Origin of the sequence: Mesorhizobium sp. M7A.F.Ca.US.010.02.1.1, from assembly GCF_004023085.1 — a bacterium.
In the GTDB taxonomy this organism is placed as follows: domain Bacteria; phylum Pseudomonadota; class Alphaproteobacteria; order Rhizobiales; family Rhizobiaceae; genus Mesorhizobium.
Window position 1 is genome coordinate 284370 of the sequence record NZ_RZRV01000003.1, and the last position, 15950, is coordinate 300319.

14 protein-coding genes are annotated in these 15950 nt (G+C 63.2%); 9 read left to right on the plus strand and 5 right to left on the minus strand.

The genetic code is table 11. The annotated features are described in order from the left end of the window. The first annotated feature begins 13 nt into the window (after nt 1–13). From EOA19_RS04800 to EOA19_RS04820, 5 genes are all read left to right on the plus strand, one after another. The gene (locus EOA19_RS04800) at nt 14–1009 is read left to right on the plus strand and encodes a glycosyltransferase family 2 protein (protein WP_128302867.1); all 996 of its coding nucleotides are present in this window, start codon (nt 14–16) and stop codon (nt 1007–1009) included. Beyond that, nucleotides 1009–1959: a glycosyltransferase family 2 protein gene (locus tag EOA19_RS04805; protein ID WP_128302868.1), complete on the plus strand. Its 951-nt coding sequence runs from the start codon at nt 1009–1011 to the stop codon at nt 1957–1959. Before EOA19_RS04800 ends, EOA19_RS04805 begins: the two co-directional genes overlap by 1 nt. Beyond that, a complete protein-coding gene (locus EOA19_RS04810) occupies nt 1949–2917 on the plus strand; it encodes a glycosyltransferase family 2 protein (protein WP_128302869.1) in 969 nt (322 codons plus the stop codon). The genes EOA19_RS04805 and EOA19_RS04810 overlap by 11 nt, the downstream gene beginning before the upstream one ends. A gap of 74 nt (nt 2918–2991) precedes the next feature. After that, on the plus strand, nt 2992–3888 hold the full coding sequence (locus EOA19_RS04815; protein WP_013528099.1) for a UTP--glucose-1-phosphate uridylyltransferase: 897 nt from the start codon (nt 2992–2994) through the stop codon (nt 3886–3888). 225 nt (nt 3889–4113) lie between these two features. Then, complete coding sequence (locus EOA19_RS04820; protein WP_128302870.1) at nt 4114–6501, plus strand: polysaccharide biosynthesis tyrosine autokinase; 2388 nt, start codon at nt 4114–4116, stop codon at nt 6499–6501. Between the two features lie 74 nt (nt 6502–6575). On the opposite strand, the gene EOA19_RS04825 is transcribed toward EOA19_RS04820, so the two are convergent. The 3 genes from EOA19_RS04825 to EOA19_RS04835 form a co-directional block, all read right to left on the minus strand. Next, the gene (locus tag EOA19_RS04825) at nt 6576–7430 is read right to left on the minus strand and encodes a metallophosphoesterase family protein (protein WP_348625592.1); all 855 of its coding nucleotides are present in this window, start codon (nt 7428–7430) and stop codon (nt 6576–6578) included. A gap of 140 nt (nt 7431–7570) precedes the next feature. Further along, nucleotides 7571–8653: an acyltransferase gene (locus EOA19_RS04830; protein WP_023811604.1), complete on the minus strand. Its 1083-nt coding sequence runs from the start codon at nt 8651–8653 to the stop codon at nt 7571–7573. A gap of 115 nt (nt 8654–8768) precedes the next feature. Continuing rightward, nucleotides 8769–10676, minus strand: a complete 1908-nt coding sequence (locus EOA19_RS04835; protein ID WP_128302871.1) for a propionyl-CoA synthetase — start codon at nt 10674–10676, stop codon at nt 8769–8771. A gap of 209 nt (nt 10677–10885) precedes the next feature. Here EOA19_RS04835 and EOA19_RS04840 point away from each other — a divergent pair, with 209 nt between their 5' ends. The 4 genes from EOA19_RS04840 to EOA19_RS04855 all read left to right on the plus strand — a co-directional run bounded on the left by EOA19_RS04840 (nt 10886) and on the right by EOA19_RS04855 (nt 13806). Then, entirely contained in the window at nt 10886–11602 is a 717-nt protein-coding gene (locus EOA19_RS04840; RefSeq protein WP_245486057.1) for a DUF2259 domain-containing protein, read from the plus strand. A gap of 511 nt (nt 11603–12113) precedes the next feature. Then, nucleotides 12114–12398 carry a PqqD family protein gene (locus EOA19_RS04845; protein WP_013528093.1) on the plus strand — a complete coding sequence of 95 codons (285 nt, stop codon included), beginning with the start codon at nt 12114–12116 and terminating at the stop codon, nt 12396–12398. Beyond that, nucleotides 12398–12832 (plus strand): lasso peptide biosynthesis B2 protein, encoded by a 435-nt coding sequence (locus EOA19_RS04850; protein WP_023811607.1) that lies wholly within the window; start codon nt 12398–12400, stop codon nt 12830–12832. Before EOA19_RS04845 ends, EOA19_RS04850 begins: the two co-directional genes overlap by 1 nt. Beyond that, nucleotides 12829–13806 (plus strand): HPr kinase, encoded by a 978-nt coding sequence (locus EOA19_RS04855; protein WP_023811608.1) that lies wholly within the window; start codon nt 12829–12831, stop codon nt 13804–13806. Before EOA19_RS04850 ends, EOA19_RS04855 begins: the two co-directional genes overlap by 4 nt. Before the next feature lie 7 nt (nt 13807–13813). On the opposite strand, the gene EOA19_RS04860 is transcribed toward EOA19_RS04855, so the two are convergent. Then, on the minus strand, nt 13814–14833 hold the full coding sequence (locus EOA19_RS04860) for a nucleotidyltransferase family protein (protein WP_128302872.1): 1020 nt from the start codon (nt 14831–14833) through the stop codon (nt 13814–13816). Between the two features lie 63 nt (nt 14834–14896). Further along, nucleotides 14897–15883 (minus strand): dihydroxyacetone kinase subunit DhaK, encoded by a 987-nt coding sequence (gene dhaK, locus EOA19_RS04865; RefSeq protein ID WP_128302873.1) that lies wholly within the window; start codon nt 15881–15883, stop codon nt 14897–14899. Nucleotides 15884–15950: the final 67 nt, after the last annotated feature.

Below are 15950 nucleotides of genomic sequence, written 5' to 3' on the forward strand. Positions count from 1 at the left end.
TGGACAGAGGTTGATGACGCCGACGGAAAAACCCTCATCCAGCCTGATCGTTATCCCGTGCCTGAACGAAGCCGCCCATATCGGTGCGCTGCTCGATCAATTGCGGCCCGCGGCCGCCCGGCTTGGCGCCCGGATCATCGTCGCCGACGGCGGCAGCACCGACGGCACGCTTTCCATCGTCGAGGACGTGATTGCCAAGGACCCGCGGGTCATCCTGCTCCACAACAAGCGGCGCATCCAGAGCGCGGCGATCAATCTCGCCGTCGGTACCTTCGGCGATGGTGCCGACTATCTCATCCGCATCGATGCGCATGGCGGTTATCCCGACGATTATTGCGACCGGCTGGTCGAGGAAGCCCTGGCTACATCAGCGGATTCGGTCGTCGTTTCGATGCTGACCAGCGGCAGCGGTGCCGTGCAGAAGGCGGCCGCCGCGGCGCAGAACTCCAAGCTCGGCACCGGCGGCTCGAAGCATCGGCATCTTTCGCAGGGACAGTGGATCGATCACGGCCATCATGCACTGATGCGGATATCGGCGTTCGGCGCCGTCGGCGGCTACGACGAAGCGTTCAGCCATAACGAGGACGCCGAGCTCGATTACCGCCTGCGCAAGGCCGGCTACAAGATCTGGATGAGCGGCAAGACGCAGATGGTCTACTATCCGCGCGCCTCGCTCTCAGGCCTCTATTTCCAGTATCTCGGCTACGGTCGCGGGCGTGCCAAGAATGTGCTGAAGCATCGCGTCATCCCGAAGGTAAGGCAGATGGTGCCGCTGCTGGTGTTCCCGGTGGTGCTGCTGGCGGCCTTCTCCTGCGTGCACTGGCTGGCGGCGGTGCCGCTGCTGCTGTGGGCGTCGGTGTGCCTGGGCTACGGACTGGTGACGGCTATCCGCCAGCGCAAGGCTGACGTTGCGCTGGCCGGTGTCTCGGCCATGGTCATGCATCTTGGCTGGTCGGTTGGCTTCTGGCTGCAGCTTCTCGGCCTCGGCTCGCGACGCGGAGTGGCCTGATGGCAGTGTCGACAAAGAACCGCAGCATCGACATCGGCGTCTGCACGTTCCGCCGGCCGGAGCTGGCTGACACGCTGCGCTCGCTCGACGCCATGGAGATGCCGGCGGGATTCGATATCCGCATTATCGTCGCCGACAATGACGACACCCCGACGGCCCGTGACCTGGTGGCGGCGCTGTCGCGGGAATTGACGGTGCCGATCCACTATCGGCATGCCCCGGCGCGCAACATCTCGATCGCCCGCAATGCCTGCCTCGATGCGAGCACAGCGGATTTCGTCGCCTTCATCGATGACGACGAGACGGCCACGCATCAATGGCTCGCCGAACTGGTCGTGATGGCGCAGCAAAGCGGTGTCGCCGTCGTGCTCGGCCCGGTCAGGGCGCGCTATCGCCCAGATGCGCCGGACTGGATGCGGCGCGGCGATTTCCATTCGACCTTGCCCGTCTGGGTGCGCGGCGAGATCCGCACCGGCTACACCTGCAATGTTCTGCTGCGGATGGGCTCGGATAGCCTGCGCGGCCGCCGCTTCAGCCTGGCGCGTGGCCAGACCGGCGGCGAGGACACCGAATTCTTCGATCAGATGCACAAGGCGGGCGGCCGCATCGCGTTCTCGCCCGAGGCCTGGGTCGACGAAGTGGTGCCGCGCTCCAGGGCGGCATTCGACTGGCTCGGCCGCCGCCGCTTCCGCGTCGGCCAGACGCATGGCCATCTCCTGGGCAGCAGCGCCAGCGGCATCGGCCTGGTCAAGCAGGTCGGCCTGGCCTCGGCAAAGGCCATCTATTGCTTCGCCTCGGCACTTCCGGTCGTCGTCAGTCCGGTCCGCAGGAACCGCAGCGTGCTGCGCGGCATTATGCATGTCGGTGTCGTCAGCGGCCTCGTCGGCATCCGCGAAATCCGCCTCTATGGCCAGCCGTCGCCACAGGAGGGAGGCAAGCGTGCAGTCTGACGTCAGCTCTGTCCCCGATGTTTCCTTCGTCATTGCCGCCTACAACGCCGAGGCGACCCTTGATCGGGCGATTGCCAGCGCCATCGCCCAGAAGGGTGTCAGCGTCGAAATCATCGTCGTCGACGACAAGTCGCGCGATGCTACGCTCGACGTGGCGCGGGCCTATCCAGGGGATATCGTCCGTGTCGTCGCCCTGGCCAGCAACCGCGGCCCCGGCGGCGCCAGGAATGCCGGCCTCGACGCCGCCCGAGGCAGATGGATCGCGGTTCTCGATTCCGACGACGCGGTCTTTCCCGGCCGGCTCGCGGCCATGATCGCTCGTGCCGAAAGCGCGGATGCCCAGATCGCCGTCGACAATCTGCAGGTCGTTCGCGAAGATGGCGTCATCGAGGACGCGATGTTTCCGCGGCAGTATCTGGAAGGCTTGCGCGAGATTTCGCTGGCCACCTACATCGCCGGCAACGTTGTCTTCGAATCCAAGTTCAACCTCGGCTATCTCAAGCCGATCTTCCAGCGCGAGTTCCTGAACGAAAACCGGCTTCGCTACGACGAAAAGCTGAGGATCGGCGAAGACTACGTCCTATTTGCCGAAGCCCTGGCCAGGGGTGGCAAATGCGTGGTCGAGCCTGATATCGGCTATGCCTATCATATCCGCAGCGGCTCCATCTCGCGCGTGCTCGAGCTTCACCACGTCGAAGCGATGAGCCAGGCAGATGCCGAGTTCGCTCAAACCCATGCGATGGATGAGGCTGCGCAAGCCGCGTTTGCCCGGCGCGGCCGCAGCCTGCGCAAGGCGGCATCGTTTCTGTCACTGGTACAGCACATCAAGGCGCGGTCCCCGCTCAAGGCGATCCGGACAGCGCTCAGCGACCCGGCGGCGGTCAGGCATATGGGCATGCCGATCGCCGTGCGGTTGCGAAGAATGGCGGCACAATTTGCCGTTGGGGCGGGGAGGTGAAGATGCAGGCACATGGAGGGATTTTTCGTGGCCTGTGAATGGACTGAAGTCGATCTCCTCAGAAGGAATTTGCGATGAAGAAAATCAGGAAGGCCGTGATACCGGTGGCGGGGCTTGGAACACGGTTCCTGCCGGCGACCAAGTCGATGCCGAAGGAAATGCTTCCCGTGGTCGACAGGCCTGTCGTGCAATATGCGGTGGACGAGGCCTTCGAAGCGGGCATCGAGCACATCGTCTTCGTGACCGGTCGCAACAAGGCGGTGATCGAGGACTATTTCGACCTGCATCCGGAATTGATCGGCACCCTGGAGCAGACCGGCAAGAAGACCCAGCTGGAGGCGCTCGAAAGCATGCTGCCTGTGGCCGGTGCCACCAGCTTCATCCGCCAGCAATCGCCGCAAGGCCTCGGCCATGCCGTCTGGTGCGCGCGCGAGGTTATCGGCAACGAGCCCTTTGCCTTGCTGCTGCCGGACATGGTGTCCTTCGGCGGGCGCGGATGCCTAGCCGAAACCGTCGAGCTTTATGAGCGCACGGGCGGCAACGTGATCGCCGTCGAGCGTTGCGAACCGAGCGAGACCAACAAATACGGCATCGTTGGCCGTGGCGCCGAGATCGGTGGCGGTTTCGAGGTGACGGCCATGGTCGAGAAGCCGGCGCCGGCCAATGCGCCGTCGAACTTCTACATCAACGGCCGCTACATCCTGCAGCCCGAGATTTTCGCTCTTCTGGGCAATCAGCAGCGCGGCGCCGGCAACGAGATCCAGTTGACGGATGCCATGGTTCGTCTGTCGAAGGATCAGCCGTTCTTCGCCCAGCCTTTCCTCGGCCGCATGTTCGACTGTGGTTCCAAGGAAGGGTTCATCCAGGCCAACATCGCCTTCGCGCTGGCGCGCGATGACATGAAGGGTCCGGTTTTCGAGATGCTTCAGGAGTTCGTCCGGTCGCATGAACGCCAGGAAGAAGCCGCATAATGCCCATCTTTCGGGAGCATGGTCAGATGGCTGGCGAAGAGGGGCCGGCAGGTTCTCGCCGTCTGGCACGACGCTTGCTTCGCTTCTGGCGATGCTCCCGATCTTCGAGGCGCCTGCAAGCCAAGGCATGATCCCGGAAAGTGGGTCCCGGTTTCCGGAAAAGATCATGTTGAAACAGTGAGATAGAGCCCATTGCGACGGACCGGCTCTAGAATTGGACCGAAGATGAATTATGCCAATTTTCCTCTCGACAAGAGGATGCCATTGCCGAATTCGGACGCAGGAGACGGCGAAGACTTCATCGATATCGAGCGGCTGCTTGGCATGGCCGCACGGCAGGCCAAGGTGGTTGCCGTGTGTGCCGTCATCGGTCTCTTCCTGGGCCTGTTCTATTTGCAGACAACGCCGCCCAAATATCAGTCGGTCGCGAGCGTGCTGATCGACGAAGGCTTGAACAAGATTGTCGACGATATCTCGGCGGCGTCGACAACCATGCAGACCGATTCCGCCATCCTGAGCCAGATCGAGATCCTGACCTCGACGCGGCTTGCCGCCGTGGTCGTCGACAAGCTGAAGCTCGACCAGAACGACACGTTCATGAATCCGCCCCAGTCGGCGCTTGCCCAAGGCATAGGCCTCATCCGCAGCGTGATCCAGTATGTCCGCCCCAGCCCTTCCCTTCCGGGTGGCGCCGACTTCAGCAAGCTCGACCCCTCCGCCCGCGATGCGCTGATCGCCACGTCGCGCCGCGACTACGCTATCCTCAAGCTGCAGAACGAGATCCGGGCGGAACGCGTCGGCCGAAGCTACGTCATCGCGCTCGGCTATCAGGCGACGGATCCGGCCTTGGCAAACGCCATCACCAAGGCCTATGCCGATGCCTATCTCGCCGATCAGCTCGATGCGAGCTTCGATGCCACCGAGCGGGCTGCGGTGTGGCTGCAGGGCCGGTTGACGGAGCTGCGCCAGAGTTCGCAGGCAGCTTCGCTCGCGGTTGAGAAATTCAGGGCCGAACATGGGCTGGCCGCCAACAGCGATGGCCAGCTGATGAGCGACAAGCAGCTTTCCGACCTCAACGCCCAGCTTATCGTGGCGCAGGCCGACACCGCACGCGCCAGCGCCCGCTACCAGCAGTACAAGGCCATTGTCGACAGCGGCTCCGAAAACGCCTTCAAAGATGCCGCCATATCGAGCGACCAGCCAAGCAGTTCGGTCATATCGGCGCTCAAGACCCGCTACCTCACAGTGGCCAAGCGGCTGCAGGACGTCGAGGCGAATTTCGGCCCCGAGCACCCGCAGGCGGTGGCTCTCTCCAAGGAGAAGGCCGACATATCGACGCAGATTTTCGGCGAGCTGAAGCAGCTGACCGAAAGCTATCGCAACGAATATGAGGTGGCGCAGGCACGCGAGACCGCGCTCAGGGCCAACGTCGCGGCCGCGCAAGGCAAGAGTTCCGTCGACAACCAGACGCAAGTCAAGCTGCGTGAACTCGATCAGCAGGCGACGGCGCTCACCACGCTCTATCAAACATTCCTGGGTCGTTACGAGGAAGCCGCGCAGCAGCAATCCTTCCCGGTCGGCAAAATCCGCATCATCTCGGACGCCTCGATGCCGTTTGCCGCGTCAAGCCCGCGCACCATCGTCGTGCTCGGACTTTCGCTGGTGCTTGGCCTGCTGATGGGCGCCGGCTTTGGTGGGCTGAACGAGTTCAATGAACGCTTCTTCAGGACCGGCGAGGACGTGCGCGACCGCGTCAACCTGAAATTCCTCGGCTATCTGCCGACGATCGGCGGCAAGCTCGGCAAGGAAGAAAAGCCGGGCGATACCCAGGTGGACGCTAAGACCACTCAATCGCTGTCGGCGGCCGAAAGGCGGGCGCGCATGCGGGTCAGCATCGATTCTCCAGCCTCGATGTTCTCCGAAACGCTGCGCAGCGCCAAGATCGCCTTCGACGTCGTGATGGAAGGGCAAGGCAGCCGCGTCATCGGCATTATCTCGGTGCTTCCCGGCGAGGGCAAGTCGACGGTCGCGGCAAATCTCGCGGGCTTGCTTGCCGCCAATGGCGCCAAGACGCTGCTGATCGACGGCGACTTGCGCAATCCCGGCCTCAGCCGGGGCCTTGGCATGGAAGCCGAGCAGGGTTTGATGGAAGCGGTTGTCAGCGGCCAGACTTGGCAGTCTGTCGGCAAGATCGACAGGCAGACGAAGCTGGCGATCATCCCGGCGGTGCTGCGCGGTCACTTCTCGCATACCAGCGAACTTCTCTCCTCGGCCGGCATGCGGCGCTTCATCGAGAACGCCAAGGAGACGTTCGAATACATCGTCGTCGATCTGCCGCCGCTCGGACCGGTGGTCGACGCCAAGGCCTTCGCCCCCTTGGTCGACGGGTTTGTCCTGGTCACCGAGTGGGGGCGCACGCCTCGCGCGATGGTCAGGTCGATGCTGGAATCCGAACCCTATGTCGCCAACAAGATCGTCGGCGCGGTGCTGAACAAGGTCGATTTGAAGAAACTGGCCAAATACGGATCGTTCGGTGGCTCGGAAAAGTTCTTCGATAAATATTCGAGCTACTATCTGGAAAAGTCGGAAGTGCGCGGCAAGGCGCCGGTCTGACATCGGTCATTGCGCGCGTGGGGCCACTTTGAGGTGTATCGATCTTCAGGTCAGCACACCTGAACATCGATGCGTCAGGAGAAGATCAGCCTGCCTTGCTTGTCGGCGATCCTGACGGCGGTCAGGCGTCCGCTCTGGAAGGCGGCTGTGTCGATGCCGAGCCGGCGCCCTTCGAGCTTCGGGACATCCACCGGCGTATGCCCGTGCACCACCCAGCGGTCGAGCAGGTGTGTTGCCTCGAAGAAGTCCGAACGGATGGTAATTAGGTCGTGGTCGGTTTGCGCCGCAAGGTCGACGCCGGGCCTGATGCCGGCGTGGACAAACACGAACTTCCGCGAACGGACCATGATCGGCAGCCCGCGTAGGAAGCTGACGTGATCCTCTGGAATGATCTCCCTTATGCGCCTGTCGATCTGCGCGCTGCTCCCGTAGAGGCTGGTGAGGCGCGCCGGATCGATGCCGTAGGAAAACAGGGTTTGCAGGCCGCCCGTCGCCAGCCAGGGCTCGCGCGACAAATGTCCGTCGAGATAGTTCAGCATGGCCACTTCGTGGTTGCCCGCAAGACAAATGCGCTGAAACCCTTTCGGCGCCGGCGCCAGAAGGTGATCGAGCACCCGCGCCGACTGGAGCCCCCGGTCGATGTAGTCGCCAAGCATGACGATGATCTTGCGGCTCTGGAAGCGCAGCGAATCGAGCAGGATGTTCTGCTCCAGGGCGCGGAGTTCCTTGTAGCAGCCATGCACGTCGCCGATCGCGTAGACAACGGCATCCTGCATGTCGATATCCAGGCGCGGACGCGCCGCGATGCGGGGTTTTCGCTGGAACAGGGTCACGTGCGGCGTCTCGAGGCGAACTCTCATGCGGAAGGCATAAGCGCCTGATATCTTGCCCGAAACGGAGAATTCCGCAATCGTGGAAAATGCAACCACGCCGGGTTGGGACCGCCAATGCATGTCGCCCAAAAATGAGCTCGGTTTTGGAAGAACGGCCTGTGTGGAAACAAAGCCTGAATCCGCTCAGGCGCGACATGCTTTACGTCGGCCGTTGGGCCGGTAATGCCGGATCGTCGTCAGGCTGCCTTGAGCCGATAACGGAAAACGGTGTGGTCGAGCAGCAGCCGGATGCGTGGTTCGGCCTCGATCGCCACCAGCCAGCTTGCCGCGATCATCGTCGCGCCGACGACCGCCATCGAGAACAGATGTGGCAGACCGGCGCGGACCAGGATGCCGAGCAGGGCCGCGCCGACGACATCGTGCAGCAGGTAGAGCGGATAGGTCATCAGGCCGATCCGGCGCCAGCCGCTCCAGGAAAGGTCGAGCCGCAGCGACCATGCCATCAGCGCGATGCCGATGAGGAAGATGAGGATCGGCGGCGCGAACGGCATATCCCGCCCGACCTTCAGGATATGAACGTCGACCGAACTGGCGATCTGCAGCACACCACCGGCCAGGAACAGGGCGCAGAAGGCAAGTCGGGCGCCTGTCACCGCCTTGAAGCGCATCAGCCACAGCATGACGCCGGTGGCGAAGAAAACGCCGTGATGCACCAGAAGCAGGGCGAGCGTGCGTGTTTCGGCAAGATCGGCCCAGCCGAGCGGGTAATACAGGCACCAAAACAGCGTGCTGACCAAGCCGATGGCGACGGCCACAATCTCCATCAGATGGAAGCGGCCAAGGCTGAGTAAGATCCAGACGATAGCATAGAAGGCGATCTCGATGCCCAGCGTCCAGTAGACGCTGTCCACCCAAGGCGCGTACGGAACGAACAGGCCGGTGCGTAGGAGCCTGATAACGGCATCGGTCGGCCAACTGAGGCCGACAAGCAGCAGCACCACCGCCGTGACCGGTGCGCAGATCCAAACCGCCGGCGCCAGCCGTTTCACCCTTGCTTCGAAAAACTGTAGGGGTGTCGACCTTTCGGCGCTGAAGGCGATGACGAAACCGCTGATGACGAAGAAGATCTGGACGCCGACCCAGCCGGATTCGACCCAGGCGCCTATTGCCGGCTGCGGGGGAACGCCGCCCGTCGCGCGCGCCGAAACACCGTCCGGATACGCCCACACCCAGAAGCCATAGTGGTAAACCATGACCATGAGGGCGGCGAGAAAGCGCAGGATGTCGACGCCGCCAAATGTAATCTTCTTTTGAGCCATGCGACCTGTGTCGATGGCCCCCCGCAAGCACTGTAGGGCGCATTGCTGCGTTGCACAATAAAAGATTGCTCGTCGATCCGAAAAGCGGCCTCGACAAGCCAAAGCCTTCAGCCGCTCAAAGGCCGATCCCACGGTCCTTCAGGGCCTTGGTGATCTCCTCGAGGATGATCGGATCGTCGATCGTCGCCGGCATGGTCCATTCTTCCTTGTCGGCGATCTTCTGCATGGTGCCGCGCAGGATCTTGCCCGAACGCGTCTTGGGCAGGCGCTTGATCGTCACCACCGTCTTGAAGGCGGCTACCGGGCCGATGCGTTCGCGCACCAGGCCGACCACCTCGTTCTCGATGGAGCCGACATCGCGGGTTACACCTGCGTTCAACACCACGAAGCCCAGCGGAACCTGGCCCTTCATGGCGTCGGCAATGCCGATGACCGCGCATTCGGCGACATCGGGATGGGCCGAAAGCACCTCTTCCATGGCGCCGGTGGAGAGCCGGTGGCCGGCGACATTGATGATGTCGTCGGTGCGGGCCATGACGTAGAGATAGCCGTCGTCGTCGACCATACCGGCATCCGCCGTCTTGTAGAAGCCGGGGAACTCGTCGAGATAGGCTTGGCGGAACCGTGCGTCGGCATGCCACAGCGTCGGCAGGCAGCCGGCCGGCAGCGGCAGTTTGACCACCACATTGCCCAGTGTGCCGCGAGGCACCTGATGGCCAGCATCGTCGAGCACGCGGATGTCGTAGCCGGGCATCGGCACGCCGGGCGAGCCGTATTTCACCGGCAACAGGCCAAGGCCGGCGGGATTGATCGTCATCGGCGAGCCGGTCTCGGTTTGCCACCAATGGTCGACCACAGGCACACCTAGCTTCTGCTCCGCCCATTTGATGGTTTCCGGGTCGGCGCGCTCGCCGGCAAGAAACAGCGTGCGGAATTTCGAGAGGTCGTGTTTGGCAATGAACTCGCCCTTCGGGTCCTGCCCCTTGATGGCGCGGAATGCGGTCGGCGCGGTGAACAGCGCGACCACGCCATGCTCCGCTATCTCCCGCCAGTAGGTGCCGGCATCGGGCGTGCCGACAGGCTTGCCCTCGAACAGGATGCTGGTGCAGCCATGCAGCAGCGGTCCGTAGACGATGTAGGAATGGCCGACCACCCAGCCGACATCGGACGCCGCCCAGAACACCTCGCCCGGCTTGACGCCGAACTCGTTTTCCATCGTCCATTTCAGCGCGACCATGTGGCCGCCATTGTCGCGCACGATGCCCTTGGGCTGGCCGGTCGTGCCCGATGTGTAGATGATGTAGAGCGGATCGGTGGCCAGCACCGGCACGCAATCGACATTGGCGCCCGCTGCCCGTTCGCGGGCGACCGCATCGGCATAGTCGATGTCGAAATGCTCCTTCATCTCGCAGCGCAACTGGTCGCGCTGCAGGATCAGGCAGGCGTCCGGCTTATGGCGGGAGATCTCTATCGCCTTGTCGAGCAACGGCTTGTAGGCAACGACGCGGCCCGGCTCCAGGCCGCAGGATGCCGAAATGATCAGCTTCGGCCTGGCATCGTCGATGCGGGTGGCAAGCTCATGCGAGGCAAAGCCGCCGAAGACCACCGAATGCACCGCGCCGATGCGGGCGCAGGCGAGCATGGCGATGGCCGCCTCGGCCACCATCGGCATGTAGATGATGACGCGGTCGCCCTTGCCGATGCCGCGATTCTTCAGCACAGAGGTGAGTGCAACTACCTCGCGCTTCAGCTCGGCATAGGTGAACTTCCTGACCATTCCTGTGATGGCGCTGTCATGGATCAGCGCGATCTGATCGGCGCGCCCGCCCGCGACATGGCGGTCGATGGCGTTGTAGCAGGTGTTGCAGGTGGCGCCGGTGAACCAGCGGCCATAGACGCCGGCCGCGGCGTCGAACACCTTGTCCCAGGGCGAATACCAGTCGATGCCGCTAGCCGCGTCCGCCCAGAAGCGCTCCGGGTCGCGCTTCCAGCCTTCATAGACCTCGTGATAGCGTGAAGCCATCCGTACCTCCCCGGGAAATGTTTTCTTCCTTCCAGATAGCGCGCTCTAACCTTGGCCGCAAATCCACGCCATTGTGGCGACGGCATCGACCTGGCGCTTGGGGGCAAGCAGCTATGAATTGCGAGACAGGATTGGGGTTGGTGATGTTTGCTGCTGTGCGGTTCATCGGGCGCTTTGCGCAATCATCGGTCACGGGCGCCCTACTTGCTATGTCCACCGGAACCGCTGAAGCCGGCGATGCCGCGGCACGGCACATCATCGGCTTTTCGCCGGATGGCGCTTATTTCGCCTTCGAGCAATATGGAACGCTCGACGCCGGTGTCTCGGACTCCGGCTGGTCGCAGATCGATATCATCGATACCCGTACGGATCAGGTGGTTGGCGGCAAGCCGATCCTCGTCGTCGACGAGACGGAGGAAGCGACACTGACCCTGGAGCAGGCGAGGGCGCAGGCCGCCGCTCAGGCAGCGCCCGTTCTCGCCCAATATGCGATCACATCTGTGGCCGAGCAGGCCGCTTCCGACAAGTTTACCTTCCCGGGCGAAATGGTTGCCTACAACGACATCTCCCGCCTCGAACAGGTGTCGCGGAAATGGCTGGCGCCGCTCCATGGCGAAACAGGCATTTCGACCATCCAGCTCGACGAAATCCTGGCGGCCAGCGCGACCGATTGTTCGGCGAGTTTCGATGCGACGCAGCAAGGCGACCAGGCACTTCAAGGGGAGAAGCCACTTCAAGGTGAGAAGGCAGGCAAGGCGCTCGGCTTCCGGCTGACGCTCCAAGGCCAGGATGGCAAGCCGATCAAGATCCTGCACGAGGACAAGACCGTGCCGGGCTCAAGAAACTGCCCGACCTCCTACAGCCTGTCGGAATCCTACCAATTCACCCCGGCCGGCAAGCCGGCGGTGATCGTCGTGCTGGTCTAGCGTTTCAGCCAGGGTTTCGAGGGGCGCGATCGTCGCTTCCTCGCGGTGACCGGGCAGCCACGCTGAGAGGTTGCGCCCAGGCGCCGGCAGCCGCTGTGTCTGAAGGTTGTTTCTAGATCGGCAGGGCCACAAGCATGAAGCCAATGCCGCCAGCGATCAAAATGGCTGTAGCCAGCGCTTTTCTGTGACGTTCGAAGCTCGTCGGAGCTCGCTCCCAATTGTAACGCATACGCTATCTCCCCAATACCCGGACAGGTTTTATCTTACTTAGGGGAAGAAATGCAACGTCCGCTGCCGGCCGGCCCGCTGCTTGTCACATTTCACCGATGACTATTTCTGGGACGAATGCGGCCGGGAAGACGCAACCGAGCAGGTTCTAACGCGACTGGGGCGGAGACTCTGTCAGCAAAGCCGTTGGTCCGGTGCACTGGGCTCCCATGATCGGCTGATAGACAGCGCTCCACCTCCGCGCTATCTGATTTCCGGGATGAGCGTGGCTTGGAGGGGCGTGGTGGAAATAGTCTCTGGAACCGTTCTGCGGCTAGCCGAGGATGCCTCCGTGCAGCATGTGGGCGATGGCGCAGTCGTGCTTTTGGCGCGCAGCGGCCAGCTTTATACATGCAACGGCACGACCGAAGCCTTTCTCGACAAGGTGGACGGCGCGCGCAACCTCGACCAGATCGTCGACCTGCTTTGCGAGGAGTTCGAGGTTGACAAGGGGACGCTCGATCAGGACATGGCGGCACTGGCCACGGATCTGATCTCTGAAGGTATCCTCGCCGCGCCAGGTGCTTGATGGCTGACGGCCCGCTCCTGCGCGCTCTGTTTCGCTGCCATCTCTGGGCAAGCGCGCGGCTGATGCCGGTCCTTGTCACCAACCGGAGCTTCGAGGAGGTGCTCAAATGGGCGCCGCTCGCCTCGTCGACGCCCTATCGCGGTCTGCCGTCCGCCTACATCGTCGCGAGTGTCAACCGCGCCGTCCGCCATCCCTGGCTGATGCGTGACCGCAGGTGCCTGAGGGAGGGTCTGCTAGGTCATCGTTTCCTGCGCCTAGCCGGTTTCGATCCGGACCTGCGCTTCGGCGTCGATCCGCAGTCGATGCAAGCGCAGCGCCTGGCAGCGCATTGCTGGGTCTGCCTCGATGGCAGGCCGGTGGTCAGCGACAAGCTTCCCGGCATGGTCGAAATCTATCGTCATCATGCCGATGCCGTAAAGGCGCGCCCCGCTTGACCAGACCTTCAGCCTGCTATGGCCTCAACGGCCTGATCCTTGGCATATCGGCCGAGCGCCCCGAGCTGTGGCAGGATTTCGACCGGATGCTGGGCAGCCTGCGTATCGCGGAACCCGTCGAGCCGGACTTTCGTCTCGAGATCGCCGAGACAGTCACCTTGGACGAGGCACCCAACGGATCCCTCGTCTTCGATGGCGAGGTGCCGGAGGATGGTCACTGCCGGATGATCGAGGATGGTGGTATCATCCATCTGGTCTTTCCCGAGCGTCAGACCGTTGCCATCAATGGCGTGGCGGGCTGGGCCGAACTCCGGATCCGCCCTGGCGCGAAAGCCGCGTGGACACCGGCAATGCTGGTGCTCGACGCCGCGCTCGACGCCGGTGGCCAGCATATGCTGCACACTGCCGGCTTGACGTTGCCGGACAGCGATGCGGTGGTGCTGATCCATGCTCCAAGCGGCACCGGCAAGACCACGACGTCGCTCGCGCTGGCAACACAGGGCTTTGGCCTCTGCTCCGACGACGCCATGATCCTGAATGTCGCTTCTGGCAAGGTCGTCGCCTGGGGCTTGCCGCGCGCCGTAAAAATCCACCAGAAGACTGCCGAAATGATCCCGCAGGTGGCGCGATGCCTTGGCCAGACGTGGGATCGCAACAGCGAACAGCCCGTCCCGCTTGAAAGGCTGAGTGGGATCGTTCGGGTCGAAAACGCGACCGCCCGGCCGGTGGCGGCCCTCCTGCACCTGGCGCGTTCCGCCGACAGCCAGACCCGGCTCGTCGCCATGGCCGGGACCGACGCAATGGTGGCGCTGGCAGTGGACAATGTCCGCACGGGCATGACCGGGCTGCTGCCCATGCAGAAGCGCCGGCTGGCGACCATCGGCGGGCTGGTCAATGCGGTGCCGACCTTCCGGCTGGAGGTGGGCGCGCGCCCGGCTGACGCTGCGGCGCTGATCAGCGCCACCCTGGATTGACGTCAAGTCAGGCTACTTGCGGCCTGGCCTTGGCCAATCTCTGGATCCACCGGAAGGCGTCGCGGCGCAGGCGCGAGCCCAGTCTGTCCCTGGAATTGACGCCGAGCAGCGTATTCGTGGTGATCAACCGCTTGGCCAGCCGTATCGAGAGATCGGGCTTGATCCGGGCGGCGAGTTCAAGCGCTCGGCTCTCCTTGAACAATTGGCCCGTCACATCGAGCACAACAGCCAGTTCGAGTTCGATGCCGGTCATGCGGGCAGCATCGAACAGGCATGTTTCCGCTTCCGGCGACTGCAGCGCCCGCACCCCTTGCAGCACGTCGACGCAAAGCTGCAGCCGGTGGAATTTGTGGCCGCCGGCGGCGTGAACGATGGCGATCGTCAGAAGAGCCGCCGGCGTGTCGGTCGCGTCGCCGTCGATGGCGCGCAATTCTGGGAAACCCAGCGACAGGCGCCGCCGCATGCCGGTGTCATGCACGAGGTCGCCATGCAGTTCGACCAGCAGGCTGGAATTCTCCTTTTCGAGCCATTTGAATTCCTGCAATTCGTAGGATTCGGCCTCGTTGCTGCCAAGCTCGAAGCCGCATGCCGCGATCACCCGGTTTGCCCTGGCCAGATTGGCGGGTTCGACGAGGATGTCGATATCGGTGAACGGCCTGTCGGCGACGTTGCGGTAGAGCTTTCGCGCGAAGGCCGGCCCCTTGACGATCCGCGCCGGAACATTGTCCGCCGCCAGTCCCTTCATGATGCGGTCGCCATGATACTTCAACAGCATCGACTGGCCGGTGGCGATCGTCGCTTTCTGGCGCAGGTCCTCCAGTTTGTCTCCCAACTCCTGATCCGATGGCAGTTGCGCGTCGCCGCTGAGCTTGCGCAGCATGATCGGCAGGACGCCATGGAATTCGGCGTTGTCGAGCAGCGACATCAGCGTCTTTGCCGACAAATTATCGACGTCGACAGTCGGCGCTTCCGGATCTGCGTAGCGCAGCAGCAGCTTTTCTTCGGCAGGGGTAAGCGGTGGCAGCATCAACCCGGACAATGTTGCGATTGAAGGGAAAGATGTTGCAGAAAAGCAGGGTGGAAGCCAGCTTTACATACCCCAGCGCAGCGCTGCCGTGTGTACCGGCGCATCCCAAAATCCGGTCGTCTCGTCGTCGAGCATGGTCAGCGTGATCGAGCAGCCGGCCATGTCGAGCGAAGTGACGTAGCAGCCGACCAGCGAACGGGCCACCGTCACGCCACGCTTCTCGAAGATCAGCCGTGCGCTGTTGTACATCAGATAGAGTTCCATCAGCGGCGTGCCGCCGAAGCCGTTGACGAACAGCAGCGCCGGGCCTTTCGCCTTGTCGCCGAGATCGCCCAGGATCGCGGCACAAATCTCCTGCGCGATCGCATCGGCGCTTTTCAACGTGTCGCGCCGGCGACCGGGCTCGCCATGGATGCCGACGCCGAATTCCATCTCGCCGTCGCCGATGCCGAAAGTCGGCTTGCCCGCCGCCGGCACCGTGCAACTGGTCAGCGCCACGCCCATCGAGCGGGTTGCCGTGTTGACGCGGTCGCCCAGCGCCTTCAACGGCGCCAGCGCCAGGCCATGTTCGGCCGCCGCGCCGACGATCTTTTCCACCACCAGCGTGCCGGCGACGCCACGCCGGCCCGTCGTATAAGAAGAATTCTCGACGGCGACATCGTCATTGGTCACGATCTGCTGGACGCCTTCCGACATCTCGGCCGCCATGTCGAAGTTCATCACGTCGCCCTCATAGTTCTTGACGATGAACAGGCAGCCGGCGCCGGTGTCGACGGCTTGCGCCGCCGCCAGCATCTGGTCCGGTGTCGGCGAGGTGAACACCTGGCCGGGGCAGGCGGCGTCCAGCATGCCGTGACCGACAAAGCCGCCATGCAGCGGCTCGTGGCCGGAGCCGCCGCCCGAGATCAGCGCCACCTTGCCCGGCCGCAAGGTCTTGCGCCGTATGAATTTGTGCGCGTCGCCAAGCACCAGGATGTCGGCATGGGCGGCCACGAATCCGTCGAGGCTCTCGGTCAGCACCGTGTCCACCGAGTTCATGAACTTCTTCACGATCGTCTCCTTCGGAAATAGGCCTTCCAAACAATTCCAGGAAAAGTGTGTCGCGTTTTTTCCGGAA

Excerpts from the sequence above, each read along its gene's own strand:
- EOA19_RS04800 (WP_128302867.1), top strand. The coding sequence starts at position 14 with ATGACGCCGACGGAAAAACCCTCATCCAGCCTGATCGTTATCCCGTGC.
- EOA19_RS04805 (WP_128302868.1), top strand. The coding sequence starts at position 1,009 with ATGGCAGTGTCGACAAAGAACCGCAGCATCGACATCGGCGTCTGCACG.
- EOA19_RS04815 (WP_013528099.1), top strand. The coding sequence starts at position 2,992 with ATGAAGAAAATCAGGAAGGCCGTGATACCGGTGGCGGGGCTTGGAACA.
- EOA19_RS04820 (WP_128302870.1), top strand. The coding sequence starts at position 4,114 with ATGAATTATGCCAATTTTCCTCTCGACAAGAGGATGCCATTGCCGAAT.
- EOA19_RS04830 (WP_023811604.1), bottom strand. The coding sequence starts at position 8,653 with ATGGCTCAAAAGAAGATTACATTTGGCGGCGTCGACATCCTGCGCTTT.
- EOA19_RS04835 (WP_128302871.1), bottom strand. The coding sequence starts at position 10,676 with ATGGCTTCACGCTATCACGAGGTCTATGAAGGCTGGAAGCGCGACCCG.
- EOA19_RS04840 (WP_245486057.1), top strand. The coding sequence starts at position 10,886 with ATGTCCACCGGAACCGCTGAAGCCGGCGATGCCGCGGCACGGCACATC.
- EOA19_RS04850 (WP_023811607.1), top strand. The coding sequence starts at position 12,398 with ATGGCTGACGGCCCGCTCCTGCGCGCTCTGTTTCGCTGCCATCTCTGG.
- EOA19_RS04860 (WP_128302872.1), bottom strand. The coding sequence starts at position 14,833 with ATGCTGCCACCGCTTACCCCTGCCGAAGAAAAGCTGCTGCTGCGCTAC.